Below are 16,782 nucleotides of genomic sequence, written 5' to 3' on the forward strand. Positions count from 1 at the left end.
GCTGGGTATGCCTTGACAGGCAGCGACCCAACCAAGACATGCATTGCAAAGGAGTTCCACCATGCGCGCCCTGTTGTTCAGCAGCCAGCACTACGATCAGGAAAGCTTCACCAAGGCTGTCAGCGGCACCACCCTGGAGCTGCATTTCCAGCCCGCCCGCCTGACCCTCGACACCGCCGCCCTGGCAGAGGGCTTTGAGGTGGTCTGCGCCTTCATCAATGACGAACTCGACGCGCCGGTGCTGCAGCGCCTGGCCGCTGCGGGCACGCGGTTGATCGCCCTGCGCTCGGCCGGCTACAACCACGTCGACCTGGCCGCCGCCCAGCGCTTGGGCCTGGCCGTGGTGCGGGTGCCGGCCTACTCGCCACACGCCGTTGCCGAGCACGCCGTGGCGCTCATCCTGGCACTCAACCGGCGCCTGCATCGGGCCTACAACCGCACCCGCGAAGGTGACTTCACCCTGCACGGGCTGACCGGCTTCGACCTGCACGGCAAAACCGTCGGGGTGGTCGGTACCGGCCAGATCGGGGCCGCCTTCGCTCGCATCATGGCCGGTTTCGGCTGCCAGCTGCTGGCGTACGACCCCTACCCCAACCCAGAGCTGCTGGCCCTTGGCGCCCGCTACATGCCCCTGCCCGAGCTGTTGCGCGAAGCCCGCATCATCAGCCTGCACTGCCCGCTGACCGAGCACACTCGCCACCTGGTCAACGCGCAAAGCCTGGCCCAGTTGCAGCCCGGCGCCATGCTGATCAACACCGGTCGCGGTGCGCTGGTCGACACCCCGGCGCTGATCGACGCACTGAAAAGCGGCCAGCTTGGCTACCTGGGCCTGGACGTCTACGAGGAAGAAGCCCAACTGTTCTTCGAAGACCGCTCCGACCTGCCCTTGCAAGACGATGTGCTGGCTCGGCTGCTGACCTTCCCCAACGTGATCATCACCGCTCACCAGGCTTTCCTCACCCGCGAGGCGCTGGATGCCATTGCCGCGACCACACTGGACAACATCAACCGCTGGGCGGCAGGCAATCCACAGAACCTGGTGATGGGTTAATGCTAGGATACGCGGCATTTCTGGAGGACCCATGGTCGAACACGATTTTCGCTACACCCTTTTCAACCCGCAACACACCCTGATCGAGTGCCGCGCTTTGGTGCCGGGCCGCTACCAGGTCACGGGCAACGGCGGTTCGATGCAAAAAGGCGACAGCTTGCTGGTCACGCTCAAGGGCAGCAAGGATTTGTCCATGCGCCTGACCGTGGAAAGCGTGCGCCACCTGATCAACCCACGCGGCCAGTGGGTTGCCGTGGCGAGTGGCCCGGTATTCAACGAGCTGGAAATCCTCACCTGGCAGGTCGAATGCGATCGCTGCGATGCGGTGCTGAGCTTCGAGTTCGCAGTAGACGCCAAGCTCGGCAAGGCAGCTCGTCAACCGGCTGCCAGCGCCCGTATCGCAGCGCTGGGCTGGGCCAGCCGTGGCGAAAAACACCTGTGCCCGCGTTGCCAGGAGAGCGCCGAGTGAAGAATCTGCTGACCGGCGTGCTGATTGCAACCGGCCTGCTCGGCTGCGCCACGGAACCTTCCCGGCTGCAGCAGGAACGCAGCTACGTGCTGGAGTGGATTGGCGAACGACCACTGATCGACTACAGCCACCTGACCTTGACCCTGGCCAGCGACGGCCGTGCCTATGGCAACGGCGGCTGCAACCACTGGTTTGCGCCTTACACGCTCGATGGCGAGCACCTGAGCTTCGGCAAGGTCGGCAAGACCCGCAAGCTGTGTGCACCCGCGCTGATGGAACAGGAAAAACGCTTCCTGCAGGCGCTGGAAACGGTAGAGCGTTGGGATGTGTCACCGGTGGAGCAGATGCGCTTCTGGCCGGCCGAAGGCAAGCCGCTGCGCTTCTGGCCTGAAGAAGGCTGAGGATTGCCTGGGCCGCTTTGCGGCCCTTCGCGGGCGCGCCCGCTCCCACAGTTTGTCACCCCCCTGTGGAAGCGGGCCTGCCCGCAAAGGGCCGCAAAAGCGGCCCGAATGCATCAGGCGCCTTTCAGGGCCTTGATCTTGGCCTGCAACCCTTCAAGGGTCTGCTCGCCCATCAACTGCTCACGCACCTTGCCCTTGTCGTCGATGATGTAGGTCACCGGCAAGGCCTCGCTACGCGGCAGGTCATAGCGCTCGGCCGGGTCCTGGGCGAGCACGGTGAAACCGATACCCAGGGTTTCGGCAGCCTGCTTCAGGTCCTGCCCCTGCAAACCGTCGAAGTTCACCCCCACCACCTTGATGCCCTCAGCCGCCCATTGCTTGGCCGCCGCATTCAGTTCCGGGATTTCGGTACGGCACGGTCCGCACCATTCAGCCCAGTAGTTGAGCACCAGCCAGTGCCCTTCGATCTGTTCGGCCTTAACCGTATTACCGTGTTGGTCCACGCCGTAATCGGCACCGCAACCACCGAGCAACAGGCTCGCGGTGATGGCCAGTACTGCTGCCAGACGCCTTGCCATGGGTCAATCCTTCTCGAGTTTTAAAGCAAATTGGTCAGTCGCTGCGGTTAGAATAGCCGCCACACCCAGCTGGATGCGACCCGACATGACTGATCTCACGCTCTATCATAACCCGCGCTGCTCGAAATCCCGCGGCGCCCTGGAACTGCTCGAAGCCCGCGGCTTGGCCCCGACCATCGTGCGCTACCTGGAAACTCCGCCCGACGCGGTCACCCTCAAGGCCCTGCTCGGCAAGCTGGGCATCGCCCCGCGTCAATTGCTGCGCAGCGGCGAGGACGAATACAAAACGCTGAACCTGGCCGACCCGGCACTGACCGACGCGCAACTGATCGAGGCCATGGCCCAGCACCCCAAACTGATCGAGCGGCCGATCCTGGTTGCCGGTGACAAGGCCGTGGTCGGTCGCCCGCCGGAAAAGGTGCTGGAGATCCTGCCGTGAGCGCGCCCTACATCCTGGTGCTGTATTACAGCCGCCATGGCGCGACCAGCGAAATGGCCCGGCACATCGCCCGCGGTATCGAGCTGGCCGGCATGGAGGCACGCCTGCGTACGGTGCCAGCGATTTCCACCGAATGCGAAGCGGTGGCCCCGGATATTCCGGCCAGTGGCGCGCTGTACGCCACCCTTGACGACCTGCGCCACTGCGCTGGCCTGGTACTGGGCAGCCCGACCCGGTTCGGCAACATGGCAGCGCCACTCAAGTACTTCCTCGATGGCACCAGCAGCCTTTGGCTAGGCGGTGAGCTGGTCGGCAAACCGGCTGGCGTGTTCACCTCCACCGCCAGCCTGCACGGCGGCCAGGAAACCACCCTGCTGTCGATGATGCTGCCGCTGATGCACCACGGCATGCTGGTGATGGGCCTGCCCTACAGCGAGTCGGCGCTGCTCGAGACCCGTGGCGGCGGCACGCCTTATGGCGCCAGCCACCACGCAGGCGCCGATGGCAAGCGCGAACTCGACCCGCACGAAATCGCCCTGTGCCGTGCCCTGGGCCAACGCCTGGCGACCACGGCCAAGGCCCTGGAGGCGGCGCGTGGCTAGAAAGCCCAAGGCATTGCCGCCGGTCCAATGGCTGGTACCCCGCCTGCGCCTGACGCGGGCATTGAGCCTGGCATGCTTCTTCGGCCTGATCGCCCTGCTGGTGGTGAACAACCTGTGGTTCGCCAACCTGCATGGGGCCCGGGTCGAGGTGATCCTGGCGATCGAACTGGTGCCGTTGCTGTTGCTGTTGCCCGGCATGCTGAAAGGCAGCGCCCGGGCGCATGCCTGGACCTGCTTCGTGGTGAATATCTATTTCATCAAGGGCGTGCTGGCAGCGTTCGACCCGTCGCGGGCGGTATTCGGCTGGCTTGAAGTGCTGGTGAGCCTGGGGCTGTTTATTGCCGGGCTACTGTACGTGCGCTGGAAGTTCCAGCATGAACGGCGCATGGCAGGCGAAGGCAGTTAGATTTTTCGCGGGCACGCCCGCTCCCACAGGTACTGCACAGGCCTTAAGTGCGGTGCGATTCCTGTGGGAGCGGGCGTGCCCGCGAATGGGAGCAACACAAGGCTCAATGGTTGACGGTATGCGCCAGCATCACCGACAACTGGCACAGCGGCCGTCCGCTCTCTGCATGCCACTGGTTGAACGCCTGCTGCACCAGAGCCAGGTCGCGCTGGCTGGTCGGCTGCTTGTCGATCACCTTCTGCGCAATCAACGCCGCTGCCATGTCATCGGTCGGGATGAACGTGTCCTTGCCGACCATGCGCAAGAACCGTGGTGCCGACAACCCGCCCAACTGGTTGCCGTGCTTGGCCAGGTACTTCCACAAGCCGACAATGTCGGTCACTGGCCAGTCGGCGATGAACGCACCAAAACTGCCATGCGCCTTGGCGATGTCCAGCACCATTTGCGCATTGCGCGGCACGCTCTTGAGCTTGCCCAGGTGGCGGATAATGCGCTCATCCTGCATCAACCGCTCCAGATGCTCGGCGCCCATCAGCACCACTTTCTCCGGGTCGAAGCCGAAGAACACCTGCTCGAACGCCGGCCACTTGGCATCCACCAGGCTGTGCTTGAGCCCCGCGCGGAACACGCGCAGGGCCAGTGTCGACAGGTAGCGGTCGTCACTGATGTTGCGCAGTTGCGCCGGCGTGCGCGGCTGCGGCAGGAAAGCCTCCAGCGCCTGGGCCGAACCAAAGCGGTTCAGACAATACTCATGCAACCACGGGTAATCACGCATGGGCTCAGATGTTCAGCACGTCGAGGAAGCGCGGGGTAGCGCTTTCGTCAATCTTCAGGCTGGTGAAGTCAAACAGGTTCCGGTCGGCCAGCTGCGACGGTGCCACGTTCTGCAGGGCACGGAAGATGCTCTCGGTACGGCCCGGGTGCTTGCGTTCCCACTCCACCAGCATGTCCTTGACCACCTGGCGCTGCAGGTTTTCCTGCGAGCCGCACAGGTTGCACGGGATGATCGGGAATGCCTTCATGTCCGAGTAGGCCTGGATGTCCTTCTCGCTGCAGTACGCCAGCGGGCGGATCACCACGTTGCGGCCATCGTCGGCGCGCAGCTTCGGCGGCATGCCCTTGAGCGCGCCGTTGAAGAACATGTTGAGGAAGAAGGTTTCGACGATGTCGTCGCGGTGGTGCCCCAGCGCCATCTTGGTAGCGCCGATTTCGTCGGCGAAGGTGTACAGGGTACCGCGGCGCAGGCGCGAACACAGCGAGCAAGTGGTCTTGCCTTCGGGTACCAGCTCCTTTACCACCGAGTAGGTATCCTTCTCGACGATGTGGTACTCGACCCCCAGTTCCTTGAGGTAAGCCGGCAATACGTGCTCAGGGAAGCCCGGCTGTTTCTGGTCCATGTTCACCGCAACGATCTCGAACGTGATCGGTGCCACCTTCTGCAGGTGCAACAGAACGTCGAGCATGGTGTAGCTGTCCTTGCCGCCGGACAGGCAGACCATGACCTTGTCGCCATCCTCGATCATGTTGTAGTCGGTGATGGCTTCGCCAGCGAGACGACGCAGGCGTTTTTGCAGTTTGTTCTGGTTGACCGAGAGGGTGCCCATAGCGCTTGGATCCGCGAGGTGTGACAAAAGCCGGCTATTTTACGCACAAACGCGACGCCGCTGTAGGCATTCCGATAAAGACTTCAATGTAATCAACAGCACGGCTTACAGCGCAATTTGCTCTAAAAAGCGCGGTTTATGTGGGTAACGGCTTCCTATACTGCGACATAAGGCCACATTACCGCTTGCATCGGTGTTAGGGCCTCGGGCCGCTTGCGCTCCATATTGGGGGGCGTTTGGCAACATTGAGAGGAGTGATCGGCATGATTCATCACGTTGTGGGGCTGTTTACCCATCCCGATCAGGAATGGCGGGAGATTCGTGGCGAAGAAGAAACCATCAGCCACATGTACCTGACGCACACCCTGATCCTCGCGGCGATTCCTGCCGTTTCGGCGTTTATTGGCACTACCCAGGTGGGCTGGGTGATCGGTGACCGGCCAGCAGTGATGCTGACCATGGAAAGCGCAATCTGGATGAGCATCATGTCCTACCTGGCCATGCTCGCCGGGGTGGCGGTAATGGGCGCATTCATCCACTGGATGGCCCGCACCTACGATGCCAACCCGTCCATGGCGCAATGCATCGCTTTTGCCACCTACACCGCCACCCCCTTGTTCATCGGTGGCCTGGCGGCGCTTTACCCGCACCTGTGGCTGGGCATGCTGATCGGCACTGCCGCCATCTGCTACACGGTGTACCTGCTGTATGTCGGCTTGCCGACGTTCATGAACATACCGTCGGATGAAGGCTTCCTGTTCTCCAGCTCGGTGCTGGCAGTGGGCTTGGTGGTACTGGTGGCAATCATGGCCGCTACCGTGATTATCTGGGGACTGGGCGTGGGGCCCGTCTACACCAACTAGAACAGACCGAACCAACACTGGGGCATCAACCAGAGGCCGCCGCAAGGCGGCCTCTGGCTGTGCACTGACCGGTGACTCGGCAAGCCATCTGCGCTTGCGGCATAATGCCTGGTCAGGAGAACCGCCCCGCCATGCCCGAGCAGCTCAAACAACGCGTCGAAACCTGTTACCAGCAAGCCGAAGCCTTTTTCAAACGCCGCTTCCCGCGCCCCGAAGTCAGCTTCAAACTGCGCGGGCAAAAAGCCGGCGTCGCCCACCTGCACGAGAATCTGCTGCGCTTCAACCTGCAGCTCTACCGCGAAAACCAGGAAGACTTCCTGCGCCAGACCGTGGCCCATGAAGTGGCACACCTGGTTGCCCACCAGCTGTTTGGCGACCGCATCCAGGCCCATGGTGAAGAGTGGCAGTTGATCATGCGCGGGGTGTATGAACTGCCGCCCAATCGTTGCCACAACTATGACGTGCAACGGCGCGCAGTGACCCGCTACATCTACCGCTGCCCGTGCCCGCAAAGCGACTTCCCGTTTACCGCGCAGCGGCACAAGCTGGTGCACCAAGGGCGGCGATACCTGTGCAAGCGGTGCAGGGAAATCTTGGTGTACAGCGGCGAGACGCGGGTCGAATAGATCGGGGGTCGCTTGCACCGGTCCTTTCGCGGGCAAGCCCGCTCCTACGGGGTTTGTGCAATTCCCGGGACGTGCGCTGCACCCGTAGGAGCGGGTTTACCCGCGAAAGGGCCGGAACAGGCAATGCACACATCCCAGGCATAAGAAAGGCGACCCGAGAGTCGCCTTCCTGTACCCGCCTGCGCCTTACTTCTCGACGAAGGCACGCTCGATCAGGTAGTCACCCGGCTCGCGCATGCGCGGGGAGATCTTCAGGCCGAAGCTGTCCAGCACTTCGCTGGTCTCGTCGAGCATGCTCGGGCTGCCACAGATCATCGCGCGGTCGTCTTGCGGGTTGATCGGCGGCAGGCCGATGTCACTGAACAGCTTGCCGCTGCGCATCAGGTCGGTCAGACGGCCCTGGTTTTCGAACGGCTCGCGGGTCACGGTCGGGTAGTAGATCAGCTTGTCGCGAACCGACTCACCGAAGAACTCGTTCTGCGGCAGGTGCTCGGTGATGAACTCGCGGTAGGCCACTTCGTTAACGTAGCGCACGCCGTGCACCAGGATCACTTTTTCAAAGCGCTCGTAGGTTTCCGGGTCCTGGATGACGCTCATGAACGGCGCCAGGCCAGTACCGGTGCTCAGCAGGTACAGGTGCTTGCCAGGATTCAGGTCGTCGAGCACCAGGGTGCCGGTAGGCTTCTTGCTGATGATGATCTCATCGCCTTCCTTCAGGTGCTGCAGCTGCGAGGTCAGCGGGCCATCCGGCACCTTGATGCTGAAGAATTCGAGGTGCTCTTCCCAGTTTGGCGAAGCGATGGAGTAGGCACGCATGAGCGGACGGCCGTTGTCCTGCTGCAGGCCGATCATCACGAACTGACCGTTCTCGAAGCGCAGGCCCGGGTCGCGGGTGCACTTGAAGCTGAACAGGGTGTCGTTCCAGTGGTGCACACTGAGGACACGTTCGTGGTTCATGTTGCTCATCGATGGGGCTCCTGAAGAAAAACGCGCGCGCAAAGCGCACAGTTGCGCAATAGTTTAGGGGCAGCGACAATATCTGTTAACTGGATTATCAAGATATGTGTTATCGGTTATATCGATATGCGATTCACACTCCGTCAAATGCAAGTCTTCGTCGCCGTCGCCCAGCACCAAAGCGTCTCTCGGGCCGCCAGCCTGTTGGCGCTGTCGCAGTCGGCCGCCAGTACCTCTATCACGGAACTGGAGCGGCAATCGAGCTGCCAGCTGTTCGACCGTGCCGGCAAACGCCTGGCCCTCAATGCCCTGGGACATCAATTGCTGCCACAAGCAGTCGCCCTGCTTGACCAGGCCAAGGAAATCGAAGACCTGCTCAACGGCAAATCCGGTTTCGGCTCACTGGCGGTCGGCGCCACCCTCACCATCGGCAACTACCTGGCCACCCTGCTGATCGGCAACTACATGCAGACACACCCGGAAAGCCAGGTAAAACTGCATGTTCAAAATACTGCGCATATCGTGCAACAGGTCGCGCACTACGAAATTGATCTGGGTCTAATCGAAGGTGACTGCAATCACCCCGACCTGGAAGTTCAGCCGTGGGTCGAGGACGAACTGGTGGTGTTCTGTGCGCCACAGCACCCACTGGCGAAACTGGGCCGCGCCGATATCGAAAGCCTTTCGCAGGAGGCGTGGATCCTGCGCGAACAAGGCTCAGGCACGCGCCTGACCTTCGACCAGGCCATGCGCCATCACCGCGCCAACCTTAATATTCGCCTGGAGCTGGAGCACACCGAAGCGATCAAGCGCGCGGTGGAGTCGGGCCTGGGCATCGGTTGCATTTCACGTCTGGCCCTGCGCGACGCCTTCCGCCGTGGCAGCCTGGTACCTGTGGAAACACCAGAGCTGGACCTGCTGCGCCAGTTCTACTTCATCTGGCACAAACAGAAGTACCAGACCTCGGCCATGCGTGAGTTTCTGGAGCTATGCCGCAGCTTCACTGCGGGCTTTACCCGCAGTGACGAGATCGTGCTGCCGCCGATCGCTTAAAGCAGGATCACTCCCCACACCAGCGCCACCATGGTCAGTGCCACCAACTGTGCGGCGCTGCCCATGTCCTTGGCATTTTTCGACAGCGGGTGGCGCTCCAGCGAAATGCGATCAATGGCCGCCTCCACCGCCGAGTTGAACAGCTCGACGATCAGCCCCAACAGGCAAACGGCGATCATGATTGCTCGCTCGGCGCGGCTGACCGGCAGCCAGAAGGCGACCGGGATCAGCACCACGTTGAGCAGCACCAGCTGGCGGAATGCGGCTTCGCCCTTGAAGGCGGCACGCAGACCGTCCAGCGAGTAACCAGCGGCGTTGAAGATGCGTTTGAGGCCGGTCTGGCCCTTGAATGGCGATGTCATGTGAGTCACTTCACAGCAGAAAGGCCAGCAGACTAGACCGGCTCGGGTCAAAAAAGCGTGAAGCCATGCGCAGTCAGTTGCTGGCAACCGATTCAAGTTGTTGCAGCAGCAATGCAGCCTGGGTCCGGGTACGCACGCCCAGCTTGCGGAAGATCGCGGTCACGTGGGCCTTGATGGTCGCTTCCGACACGCTCAGCTCATAGGCGATCTGCTTGTTCAGCAAGCCTTCGCAGACCATGGTCAGTACGCGGAACTGCTGCGGCGTGAGGCTGGCCAAGCCTTCGCTGGCGGCCTTGGCCTCGGCCGAAACATCGACCTTTTCGAACGCCTGCGGCGGCCACCAGACCTCACCATCAAGCACCTTGCGCACCGCATCCTGGATCACTTCCAGGGTGCTGGACTTGGGAATGAAACCACTGGCGCCAAACTCGCGGGACTTGACCACCACGGCGGCCTCTTCCTGTGCCGAAACCATCACCACGGGGATCTGCGGGTACTGCCCGCGGAGCAGCACCAGACCGGAAAAACCGTAGGCACCCGGCATGTTCAAGTCCAGCAGCACTAGGTCCCAGTCGGCTTTTTCGCTCAGGCGGGTTTCCAGTTCGGCAATGCTCGCGACTTCGACCAGACGCACATCGGGGCCAAGCCCGAGGGTAACGGCCTGGCGCAGGGCGCCACGGAACAGTGGGTGGTCATCGGCAATCAGGATTTCGTATGTGGCCATCGATCTAAGGATCCTGTTCTGTGCCAGGCACTCGAGTGGAAGGGAAGCGCCCGGCGGGGAATCGGCGCCAAGGATGCCGAGCACGGTCAAGGGAGATCAAGCCAATCGCCCTGCCGTCTCGCCCACCCTGGCTGCCAGCTCCGTCATTATGAACCAAAGCAGGGGTTGTGCCCCTTGGACTATAGGAAGGTATGCAAACGCTGGTGGGTGTCGTCCTGCTCGTCAAGCGGTAGCCGCCGTTTGCCGCTCAGGTAATGCAGGCTGAACACATCAAGGTAAGCATCCAGCGCCTGCGAAGCCTGGCTATCGCCAGCAAGGTCCAGGCACATGGCCGCAACTTCTGCCGTACAGAAATGATCATCGCGCTTGGAGCGCCGCAGGCGGTAGCGCGACATCTGCTCGGCTTGCAGGCTCAACACCGGGAAGCGGTCCAGGTACGGGCTTTTGCGGAACATCTTGCGCGCTTCGGTCCAGGTGGCATCCAGCAGGATGAACAGTGGACGCTTGCCCGGCTCGCGCACCACCTCGCTGACCACCCGCTCCTGGGCAACGAACTCGCCCGGGAAAACGATATAGGGCTGCCAGCGCGGGTCATCGAGCAAGGCCAGCAGGCGCTCGTCAACCGCAGTGCGCAACCAGCCGAAGGCCCAGGTGTCTTCAATCAGGTCGGCAATCAACCAGCCGGTGTTGGTGGGTTTCAGCGGCTCGGTGTCGTGCATCAGCAGGCACACACCTGCGTCGGCCTGCACCCTAGGCTTCCAGGCACACAGGCAATGGGTGGCGATGACCCGGCAATCCGGGCAACGCTCGGCACGCGAGCCACGGGCGATGAAAGGCTTGTTGCTGCGGGCCAGGCGTTCGGCGCGCAGACGCGCTACCGCATGGCTCATGCCGGCAGGCCTCTGGACAGATTGGAAATGGGCACAAGGATGACTCGGAGAAAACAAGGCGGCCAGTCTACCAGAACAGGTGGCAATTGCTGTGCAGCCGGCAATGCGCTCCTTATAATCGGGTTTCTACCGTGCCGGTCCTCGCCACGCGCAATTTTACGGAACGCCGTTGACCCGCGCATGTCAAAGCGCCAGTCATCGAACCAGGAGAGATTCATGCTGCGCCTTATCGCCCCCGCCCTGAGCCTGCTGCTGGCCCTGCCTCTGGCAGCCCAGGCGGCATCCAAGCAGGATTACGACCTGAACACCCTGCTGCAGAAGGTCGCCAAAGAGAGCAGCGTCGGCACCCCACGCGCAATCAACGAGGACATCCTCGATCAGGGTTACACCGTTGAAGGCAAGGCGCTGGTCAACCACCTGAGCGTACGCCAGAGCCACGCAGCGCGCATGCAGGCCAACCCTGAGCAGGTGCGTAGCCAGCTCGGCGACAGCGTGTGCCGCAACAACGGCTTCCGCAACCTGATGTCCAAGGGCGCCGTCATGGTCTACCGCTTTACGGTCTACAAGACCAACCAGCCAGTCATGGACCAAGCCTTCGACAACGCCAGCTGCGTGGCCGGCAACAAGAAGAAGTAAGCACAGCGTTAACGCTACACCTTCTCGTCCTCATGAGCGCGCCAGCGCCCTTCAACGGCATCGGCGCGCATCTCCGCCAACAGCGCCTGCAAGTATCGCGACCGACACTCCAGCCCCGACAGCCTGCGGCGGCACTCGGCTTCAAGGCTCAGGTGATGCACCTGGGCCGCGTTCTCCAGCTGCTGGTAGAGCTGCCAGTCCACTTCGATGACCAAGCGATGCATACCGCCACCTCCTGCATCGACACGTTTCACTCTACCAGTTAACCAAACCCGTGCTGCCGATGGCCGCAGGCCGACAGGCGGCTGCGCCGAACACCTCGGCACGATCGGGCGCAAGGGTCTAGATTGAGGTCAGAGGTATTGGTGCAGAAGGAGACGTCGCATGCCTTACCATTCGAATGAACTGCTGTTCAGCCATTTCCGCGACAACAATATCGACCTGAGCAATATCGAAGCACAACTGCAACTGGTTGCCCCCAACAGCCCTAACCTGCCGCTCTACCGCGACATGATGCTGACCATCCTGCGCATGGCCCATGACGACAGCGACCGCTGGAGCGCCAAGATCACCCTGCAGGCCCTGCGCGAACTGGACCAGTCGTTCCGCACCCTGCAGCGCTACAAGGGCCGACGCAAAGTGACCGTGTTCGGCTCGGCACGCACCCCGCTCGAGCATCCGATGTACGCGCTGGCCCGCGAGCTAGGTGCCACTCTGGCGCGCTCCGACCTGATGGTTATCACCGGCGCCGGCGGCGGCATCATGGCGGCCGCCCACGAAGGCGCCGGCAGCGAGCACAGCCTGGGTTTCAACATCACCTTACCCTTCGAACAACATGCCAACCCGACGGTGAACGGTACCGACAAACTACTGCCGTTCCACTTTTTCTTCATCCGCAAGCTGTTCTTCGTCAAGGAGGCCGATGGCCTGGTGCTGTGCCCTGGCGGCTTCGGCACCCTGGATGAAGCGCTGGAAGTGCTGACCCTGATCCAGACCGGCAAAAGCCCACTGGTGCCGGTGGTGCTGCTGGACTCACCGGGTGGCAGCTTCTGGCGTGACTGCCTGGACTTCATCAGCCGCCAGTTGGAAGAAAACCGCTACATCCTGCCCAGCGACCTGAAGCTGGTGCGCCTGGTACACAGCGCTGACGAAGCGGTTGAGGAAATCAACCAGTTCTACAGCAACTACCACTCCAGCCGCTGGCTGAAGAGCCAGTTCGTGATCCGCATGCACCATGCGCTCAGCGAAGCGGCGTTGTATGACATTCAGGAAGGGTTTGCCGATTTGCGCCTGAGTGGCAAATATCACCAGCAAGCGGATAGCAGTGCCGAGCACGAAGTTGGCAATTACAGCCATCTGACCCGCCTTTCATTCGCCTTCAACGGCCGAGATCAGGGCCGCTTGCGTGAGCTGGTGGATTTCATCAACCTGCCGGAGAACTGGGCCAAGCCGCAACCCATGCATACCACGCAGAGGGCCAGGCAGGCGCTGAAAGTGAGTTGAGGTTTCGCTGTAACAGCTCGCGTGATACCTGCCGGAGCAACCTCAGGCTGCTCCTGCACCGGATTGGTTGTTGGCCGCAGACCGTCGTAGGAGCGGGTTTACCCGCGAAAGGGCCGGACCTGCTGCCCAATCTCCCCGGCCATTCGCCGTCGCAGCCGCCACCGTATTCGCGGGTGAACCCGCGCCTACAATGGAATGGAGACAGCCTGGGGCATTTGGCAAAACAGATTATCCGCGACGTGCACGTGCCACTGTGGTTTCGAGCGTCAATAATCGTCGAGATCACGCCCGCTGAGCAGGCGGCCGATCATGTCCATGGGGAACCCACGGTAAGCCAGGAACCGGGTCTGCTGGGCGCGGCTGCGCGGATCTTGCGGGCGCTGCCCGGCAAACTTGCGCTGCCACACATCTCGCATACGCTCGCCCCAATTCACCTCGCTTTCACGCAGGGCCTGGTCGATATCTGCACGCGCCAAACCACGCTGACACAGCTCTTCGCGAATACGCGCAGGGCCATAGCCAGAGCCGGAACGATAACGAATGAAACTCTCGAGGTAGCGGGCTTCACTAAGCAGCCCTTCTTCGGCGAGCCGATCGAGTTCAGGCTCGATCAACTCGTCCGAAGCGCCGCGCTGACGCAACTTGCGCGTCAGCTCGACTCGACCGTGCTCACGTCGTGCAAGCAGGTCCATGGCTGTCCGCCGGATGGCGACGGGGGTGTCGAGTACGGCAGACATATTCGGCTATCTACTGCGCAATCAATAACCGGCGTCAGCGTCGGCCATGTCATCGGCATCAGCTTCGGCAGCAGCAGCTTTGCCGGCTTCAGCAGCAGCACCCGCTTTCAGCAACTTCTCACGAATCTGCTTCTCGATCTCGGCACCAATAGCCGGGTTCTCAGCCAGGTACTTGGCAGCGTTGGCTTTGCCTTGACCGATCTTGTTGCCCTGGTAGGCGTACCAGGCACCGGACTTCTCGACCAAGCCCTGAGATACCCCCAGATCAATGATCTCGCCGTTACGGTAGATACCTTTCCCGTAAAGAATCTGGAACTCAGCCTGACGGAACGGAGGCGAGACCTTGTTCTTGACGATCTTGACGCGGGTTTCGCTGCCGACCACTTCGTCGCCTTCCTTGACCGCGCCGGTACGACGGATGTCCAGACGGACCGAAGCATAGAACTTCAGGGCGTTACCACCGGTAGTGGTTTCCGGGCTGCCGAACATCACACCGATCTTCATACGGATCTGGTTGATGAAGATGACCAGGCAGTTCGCGTTCTTGATGTTACCGGTGATCTTGCGCAGCGCCTGGGACATCAGGCGGGCCTGCAGGCCCACATGCATGTCACCCATCTCGCCTTCGATCTCAGCCTTCGGTACCAGCGCGGCAACGGAGTCGACAATGATCACGTCGACCGCATTGGAACGCACCAGCATGTCGGTGATTTCAAGGGCCTGCTCACCGGTGTCCGGCTGCGAAACCAGCAGGTCATCGACGTTGACGCCCAGCTTGCCGGCGTACTCAGGGTCAAGGGCATGTTCAGCGTCGACGAAGGCGCAGGTAGCACCGTTCTTCTGCGCTTCAGCGATGACAGACAGGGTCAGCGTGGTCTTACCCGACGATTCCGGGCCGTAGATCTCGACGATACGGCCTTTTGGCAGACCACCGATGCCCAGGGCGATATCCAGGCCCAGCGAGCCGGTGGAGATGGCCGGAATGCCTTGACGCTCATGGTCACCCATGCGCATGACCGCGCCTTTACCGAATTGGCGTTCGATCTGACCCAGGGCCGCAGCCAAGGCGCGCTTCTTGTTGTCGTCCATTGAAATCCTCACGTGTTCGACTTGGCCCTGACGGCCGGAATACCTGTATAAGTAGCCAGTATTATTCCACAGGCAGACGCCCGCGCAAACCCCTGTCGTCGATTTACTCGGCACCAAGCTGTAACAAGCCGTCTAACGCGGCGATCACCGTCTGTCGGCGCACCGCCTCGCGGTCACCGTCGAACTGCCGACGCTCGCTGAACACCCGGCTACCGTCACCCCAGGCCAGCCACACAGTGCCCACTGGTTTGGCTGGCGAGCCGCCGTCCGGCCCGGCCACACCACTCACCGCCACGGCAAACCGTGCGCCACTGGCAGCCTGAGCCCCACGGACCATGGCTTCGACCACTTCCTGGCTGACTGCCCCCACCTGACCGAACAACGCTTCAGGCACCCCCAACTGGCGGGTTTTCTGGGCATTGGAATAGGTGACGTAACCGGCTTCGAACCAGGCCGAGCTGCCAGGTATGCGGGTGATGGCTTCGGCAATGCCACCACCGGTGCATGATTCGGCGGTAGTTACCTGCGCATTGAATCGGCGCAGGTGCTCACCCAGGCGGGTGGCGAGCGTGGTGATCGGGTCCATGCAGGGTGCTCCTTGAGGGCGGCTCTCTACCCTACCACCCTGCTTCGGGCTCTGGCTCAGGAAACTTTCAGGCTGGCCCGGGCGATTTCGCTGAACGCCAGTTCGTCACGCTGCCCCAGCCGCGGCAGCCCGTCAGGCCACTCCCGGCTCCAGTCAAAGCCGCCCAGCGTGCGCATGTCCTCGATTGCCGAACGCCACCAGACCACCTTGCACGCGCGCTGGTAGTCATCACCACTCATCACACTGCCGTAGAGCAACTTGCGGCCGATGCCACGCAGTTCCCGGGGTACATGCTTGAGGCTCCATTTCACCGAGAGCCGAGCCAACCACGAGGGCACCGGGCGATGTGCCGGCACCTTCAGGGCCAGACCTGGCATCTTCGAATGAAAATGCTCGCCATGCCGGGCAAAGAAGATTTCTAGAATGGCATGCACGTACTGCTTCATCGCAAAGTAATGGCTGATCACGCCGCGCGCCTCGTTGATCGGCGCGCCATGCAATTCGAAGGAAAAGGCGATCTGCTCGATCGTATGCAAGTCACGGGCATACGGCGTCCAGTCGTCAATCCGGACGATGGCGCGCTCGGCGATGCCAACGTTGTCGCGGGTAAAGCCCATGACACCGCTGTTACACAGCCGCAAGTCATCGGCCGGTGCTTCGCCCGACTCCGCAAGCCCCTCGACGAAGCTGCGGTAATAGCTGCTGCGCGAGGCCTCGGCCCAGCTCATTTCCACCTCGTCGACCAAGAATTGCCCGGTATCGACCTGGCGGAACAGCTTTTGCGGCGACTGCAGAAATACCGTATCGGTATCGATGAACACGGTCTTGTCCGCCCACTGCCCGGCCTGGGCAATGGCGCAGGCCTTGCGCCGATGGGTGTAGCCGCCGTCGCCGGCCCAGGCCTGCAAGGTCTGCTCGTCCAGTGTGATCACTTCCACCGGCCAGCCGGCAAAGGCCTGTGGCTGGTCGGTAAGCACGCGGATCACCGGCAACTCAGCCGGCTTGCAACGAGCCAGGGCGGTAAGGATGCTAAGTTTTGCCTCCAGCTGATAGATCCGGCACTTGCCATAAAGGAGGTAGATCAGCTGTTGCGTTACATAAGGGACAGGGCTGGACACATTCATCTTGCAGATCAGGGCTAGGGGCATTCGTCGAGGGGCGCGCATTCTAGAGGGTTACGCGGTGCAGCTCCACCATTGCCCGCCA

General features: G+C 61.9%; 23 protein-coding genes. 11 read left to right on the plus strand and 12 right to left on the minus strand.

From position 1 onward, the window contains the following. The first annotated feature begins 61 nt into the window (after positions 1-61). Genes BJQ17_RS15160 through BJQ17_RS15170 form a run of 3 tightly spaced genes read left to right on the plus strand, consistent with a single transcriptional unit; the run spans position 62 to position 1,921 of the window. Positions 62-1,051, plus strand: a complete 990-nt coding sequence (locus BJQ17_RS15160) for a 2-hydroxyacid dehydrogenase (protein WP_004575338.1) — start codon at positions 62-64, stop codon at positions 1,049-1,051. A gap of 31 nt (positions 1,052-1,082) precedes the next feature. Further along, the gene (locus BJQ17_RS15165) at positions 1,083-1,520 is read left to right on the plus strand and encodes a hypothetical protein (RefSeq protein ID WP_004575339.1); all 438 of its coding nucleotides are present in this window, start codon (positions 1,083-1,085) and stop codon (positions 1,518-1,520) included. Further along, positions 1,517-1,921 (plus strand): META domain-containing protein, encoded by a 405-nt coding sequence (locus tag BJQ17_RS15170; protein WP_003252405.1) that lies wholly within the window; start codon positions 1,517-1,519, stop codon positions 1,919-1,921. The genes BJQ17_RS15165 and BJQ17_RS15170 overlap by 4 nt, the downstream gene beginning before the upstream one ends. Before the next feature lie 113 nt (positions 1,922-2,034). On the opposite strand, the gene BJQ17_RS15175 is transcribed toward BJQ17_RS15170, so the two are convergent. Next, positions 2,035-2,499, minus strand: a complete 465-nt coding sequence (locus BJQ17_RS15175; RefSeq protein ID WP_003252403.1) for a peroxiredoxin family protein — start codon at positions 2,497-2,499, stop codon at positions 2,035-2,037. A gap of 85 nt (positions 2,500-2,584) precedes the next feature. Between BJQ17_RS15175 and arsC the strand changes: the two genes are divergently transcribed. From arsC to BJQ17_RS15190, 3 genes are read left to right on the plus strand one after another with little or no spacing between them, the layout of a single operon-like run. Continuing rightward, positions 2,585-2,938 carry an arsenate reductase (glutaredoxin) gene (arsC, locus tag BJQ17_RS15180; RefSeq protein WP_004575340.1) on the plus strand — a complete coding sequence of 118 codons (354 nt, stop codon included), beginning with the start codon at positions 2,585-2,587 and terminating at the stop codon, positions 2,936-2,938. After that, positions 2,935-3,540, plus strand: coding sequence for an NAD(P)H:quinone oxidoreductase (gene wrbA / locus BJQ17_RS15185; RefSeq protein ID WP_003252400.1), 606 nt, complete (start codon positions 2,935-2,937; stop codon positions 3,538-3,540). The genes arsC and wrbA overlap by 4 nt, the downstream gene beginning before the upstream one ends. After that, a complete protein-coding gene (locus BJQ17_RS15190) occupies positions 3,533-3,946 on the plus strand; it encodes a DUF2069 domain-containing protein (protein WP_003252389.1) in 414 nt (137 codons plus the stop codon). The genes wrbA and BJQ17_RS15190 overlap by 8 nt, the downstream gene beginning before the upstream one ends. Positions 3,947-4,049: 103 nt before the next feature. Here BJQ17_RS15190 and BJQ17_RS15195 read toward each other — a convergent pair whose 3' ends face one another. Both BJQ17_RS15195 and ttcA read right to left on the minus strand, forming a co-directional pair. Further along, complete coding sequence (locus BJQ17_RS15195; RefSeq protein ID WP_004574845.1) at positions 4,050-4,721, minus strand: DNA-3-methyladenine glycosylase I; 672 nt, start codon at positions 4,719-4,721, stop codon at positions 4,050-4,052. Between the two features lie 4 nt (positions 4,722-4,725). Beyond that, positions 4,726-5,550 (minus strand): tRNA 2-thiocytidine(32) synthetase TtcA, encoded by an 825-nt coding sequence (gene ttcA, locus BJQ17_RS15200; protein WP_003252387.1) that lies wholly within the window; start codon positions 5,548-5,550, stop codon positions 4,726-4,728. Positions 5,551-5,813: 263 nt separating this feature from the next. On the opposite strand from ttcA, the gene BJQ17_RS15205 reads away from it, so the two are divergent. Then, positions 5,814-6,413: a Yip1 family protein gene (locus tag BJQ17_RS15205; protein ID WP_003252385.1), complete on the plus strand. Its 600-nt coding sequence runs from the start codon at positions 5,814-5,816 to the stop codon at positions 6,411-6,413. A 131-nt stretch (positions 6,414-6,544) separates the two neighbouring features. After that, complete coding sequence (locus tag BJQ17_RS15210; protein ID WP_003252383.1) at positions 6,545-7,039, plus strand: SprT family zinc-dependent metalloprotease; 495 nt, start codon at positions 6,545-6,547, stop codon at positions 7,037-7,039. 186 nt (positions 7,040-7,225) lie between these two features. Here the strand turns inward: BJQ17_RS15210 and fpr are convergent, their stop codons facing one another. Continuing rightward, complete coding sequence (gene fpr, locus BJQ17_RS15215; RefSeq protein WP_003252381.1) at positions 7,226-8,005, minus strand: ferredoxin-NADP reductase; 780 nt, start codon at positions 8,003-8,005, stop codon at positions 7,226-7,228. Positions 8,006-8,122: 117 nt separating this feature from the next. On the opposite strand from fpr, the gene finR reads away from it, so the two are divergent. Beyond that, positions 8,123-9,049, plus strand: coding sequence for a LysR family transcriptional regulator FinR (gene finR / locus BJQ17_RS15220; RefSeq protein WP_004574844.1), 927 nt, complete (start codon positions 8,123-8,125; stop codon positions 9,047-9,049). Here the strand turns inward: finR and BJQ17_RS15225 are convergent. From BJQ17_RS15225 to BJQ17_RS15235, 3 genes are all read right to left on the minus strand, one after another. Further along, positions 9,046-9,411: a diacylglycerol kinase gene (locus BJQ17_RS15225; RefSeq protein WP_070096283.1), complete on the minus strand. Its 366-nt coding sequence runs from the start codon at positions 9,409-9,411 to the stop codon at positions 9,046-9,048. The genes finR and BJQ17_RS15225 overlap by 4 nt on opposite strands. A 73-nt stretch (positions 9,412-9,484) precedes the next feature. Beyond that, positions 9,485-10,135, minus strand: coding sequence for a response regulator transcription factor ErdR (gene erdR / locus BJQ17_RS15230; RefSeq protein ID WP_003252375.1), 651 nt, complete (start codon positions 10,133-10,135; stop codon positions 9,485-9,487). A gap of 179 nt (positions 10,136-10,314) precedes the next feature. Beyond that, positions 10,315-11,025: a tRNA-uridine aminocarboxypropyltransferase gene (locus BJQ17_RS15235; RefSeq protein WP_004574842.1), complete on the minus strand. Its 711-nt coding sequence runs from the start codon at positions 11,023-11,025 to the stop codon at positions 10,315-10,317. A gap of 216 nt (positions 11,026-11,241) precedes the next feature. Here BJQ17_RS15235 and BJQ17_RS15240 point away from each other — a divergent pair, with 216 nt between their 5' ends. After that, positions 11,242-11,661 carry a quorum-sensing-regulated virulence factor family protein gene (locus tag BJQ17_RS15240; protein WP_003252372.1) on the plus strand — a complete coding sequence of 140 codons (420 nt, stop codon included), beginning with the start codon at positions 11,242-11,244 and terminating at the stop codon, positions 11,659-11,661. 14 nt (positions 11,662-11,675) lie between these two features. Here BJQ17_RS15240 and BJQ17_RS15245 read toward each other — a convergent pair whose 3' ends face one another. After that, positions 11,676-11,885: a hypothetical protein gene (locus BJQ17_RS15245; protein WP_003252370.1), complete on the minus strand. Its 210-nt coding sequence runs from the start codon at positions 11,883-11,885 to the stop codon at positions 11,676-11,678. A 160-nt stretch (positions 11,886-12,045) separates the two neighbouring features. Here BJQ17_RS15245 and BJQ17_RS15250 point away from each other — a divergent pair, with 160 nt between their 5' ends. Then, positions 12,046-13,164, plus strand: coding sequence for an LOG family protein (locus BJQ17_RS15250; RefSeq protein ID WP_003252368.1), 1,119 nt, complete (start codon positions 12,046-12,048; stop codon positions 13,162-13,164). Between the two features lie 266 nt (positions 13,165-13,430). On the opposite strand, the gene recX is transcribed toward BJQ17_RS15250, so the two are convergent. The 4 genes from recX to BJQ17_RS15270 form a co-directional block, all read right to left on the minus strand. Beyond that, a complete protein-coding gene (gene recX, locus BJQ17_RS15255) occupies positions 13,431-13,901 on the minus strand; it encodes a recombination regulator RecX (RefSeq protein WP_003252366.1) in 471 nt (156 codons plus the stop codon). 21 nt (positions 13,902-13,922) lie between these two features. Continuing rightward, the gene (recA, locus tag BJQ17_RS15260) at positions 13,923-14,990 is read right to left on the minus strand and encodes a recombinase RecA (protein ID WP_003252365.1); all 1,068 of its coding nucleotides are present in this window, start codon (positions 14,988-14,990) and stop codon (positions 13,923-13,925) included. 103 nt (positions 14,991-15,093) lie between these two features. Then, positions 15,094-15,576 carry a CinA family protein gene (locus BJQ17_RS15265; protein ID WP_003252362.1) on the minus strand — a complete coding sequence of 161 codons (483 nt, stop codon included), beginning with the start codon at positions 15,574-15,576 and terminating at the stop codon, positions 15,094-15,096. A 56-nt stretch (positions 15,577-15,632) separates the two neighbouring features. Then, positions 15,633-16,700 carry a hypothetical protein gene (locus BJQ17_RS15270; RefSeq protein ID WP_033725820.1) on the minus strand — a complete coding sequence of 356 codons (1,068 nt, stop codon included), beginning with the start codon at positions 16,698-16,700 and terminating at the stop codon, positions 15,633-15,635. Between the last annotated feature and the right edge of the window lie 82 nt (positions 16,701-16,782).

The organism is Pseudomonas sp. NBRC 111139 (genome assembly GCF_001753955.1).
Lineage (GTDB): Bacteria > Pseudomonadota > Gammaproteobacteria > Pseudomonadales > Pseudomonadaceae > Aquipseudomonas > Aquipseudomonas alloputida.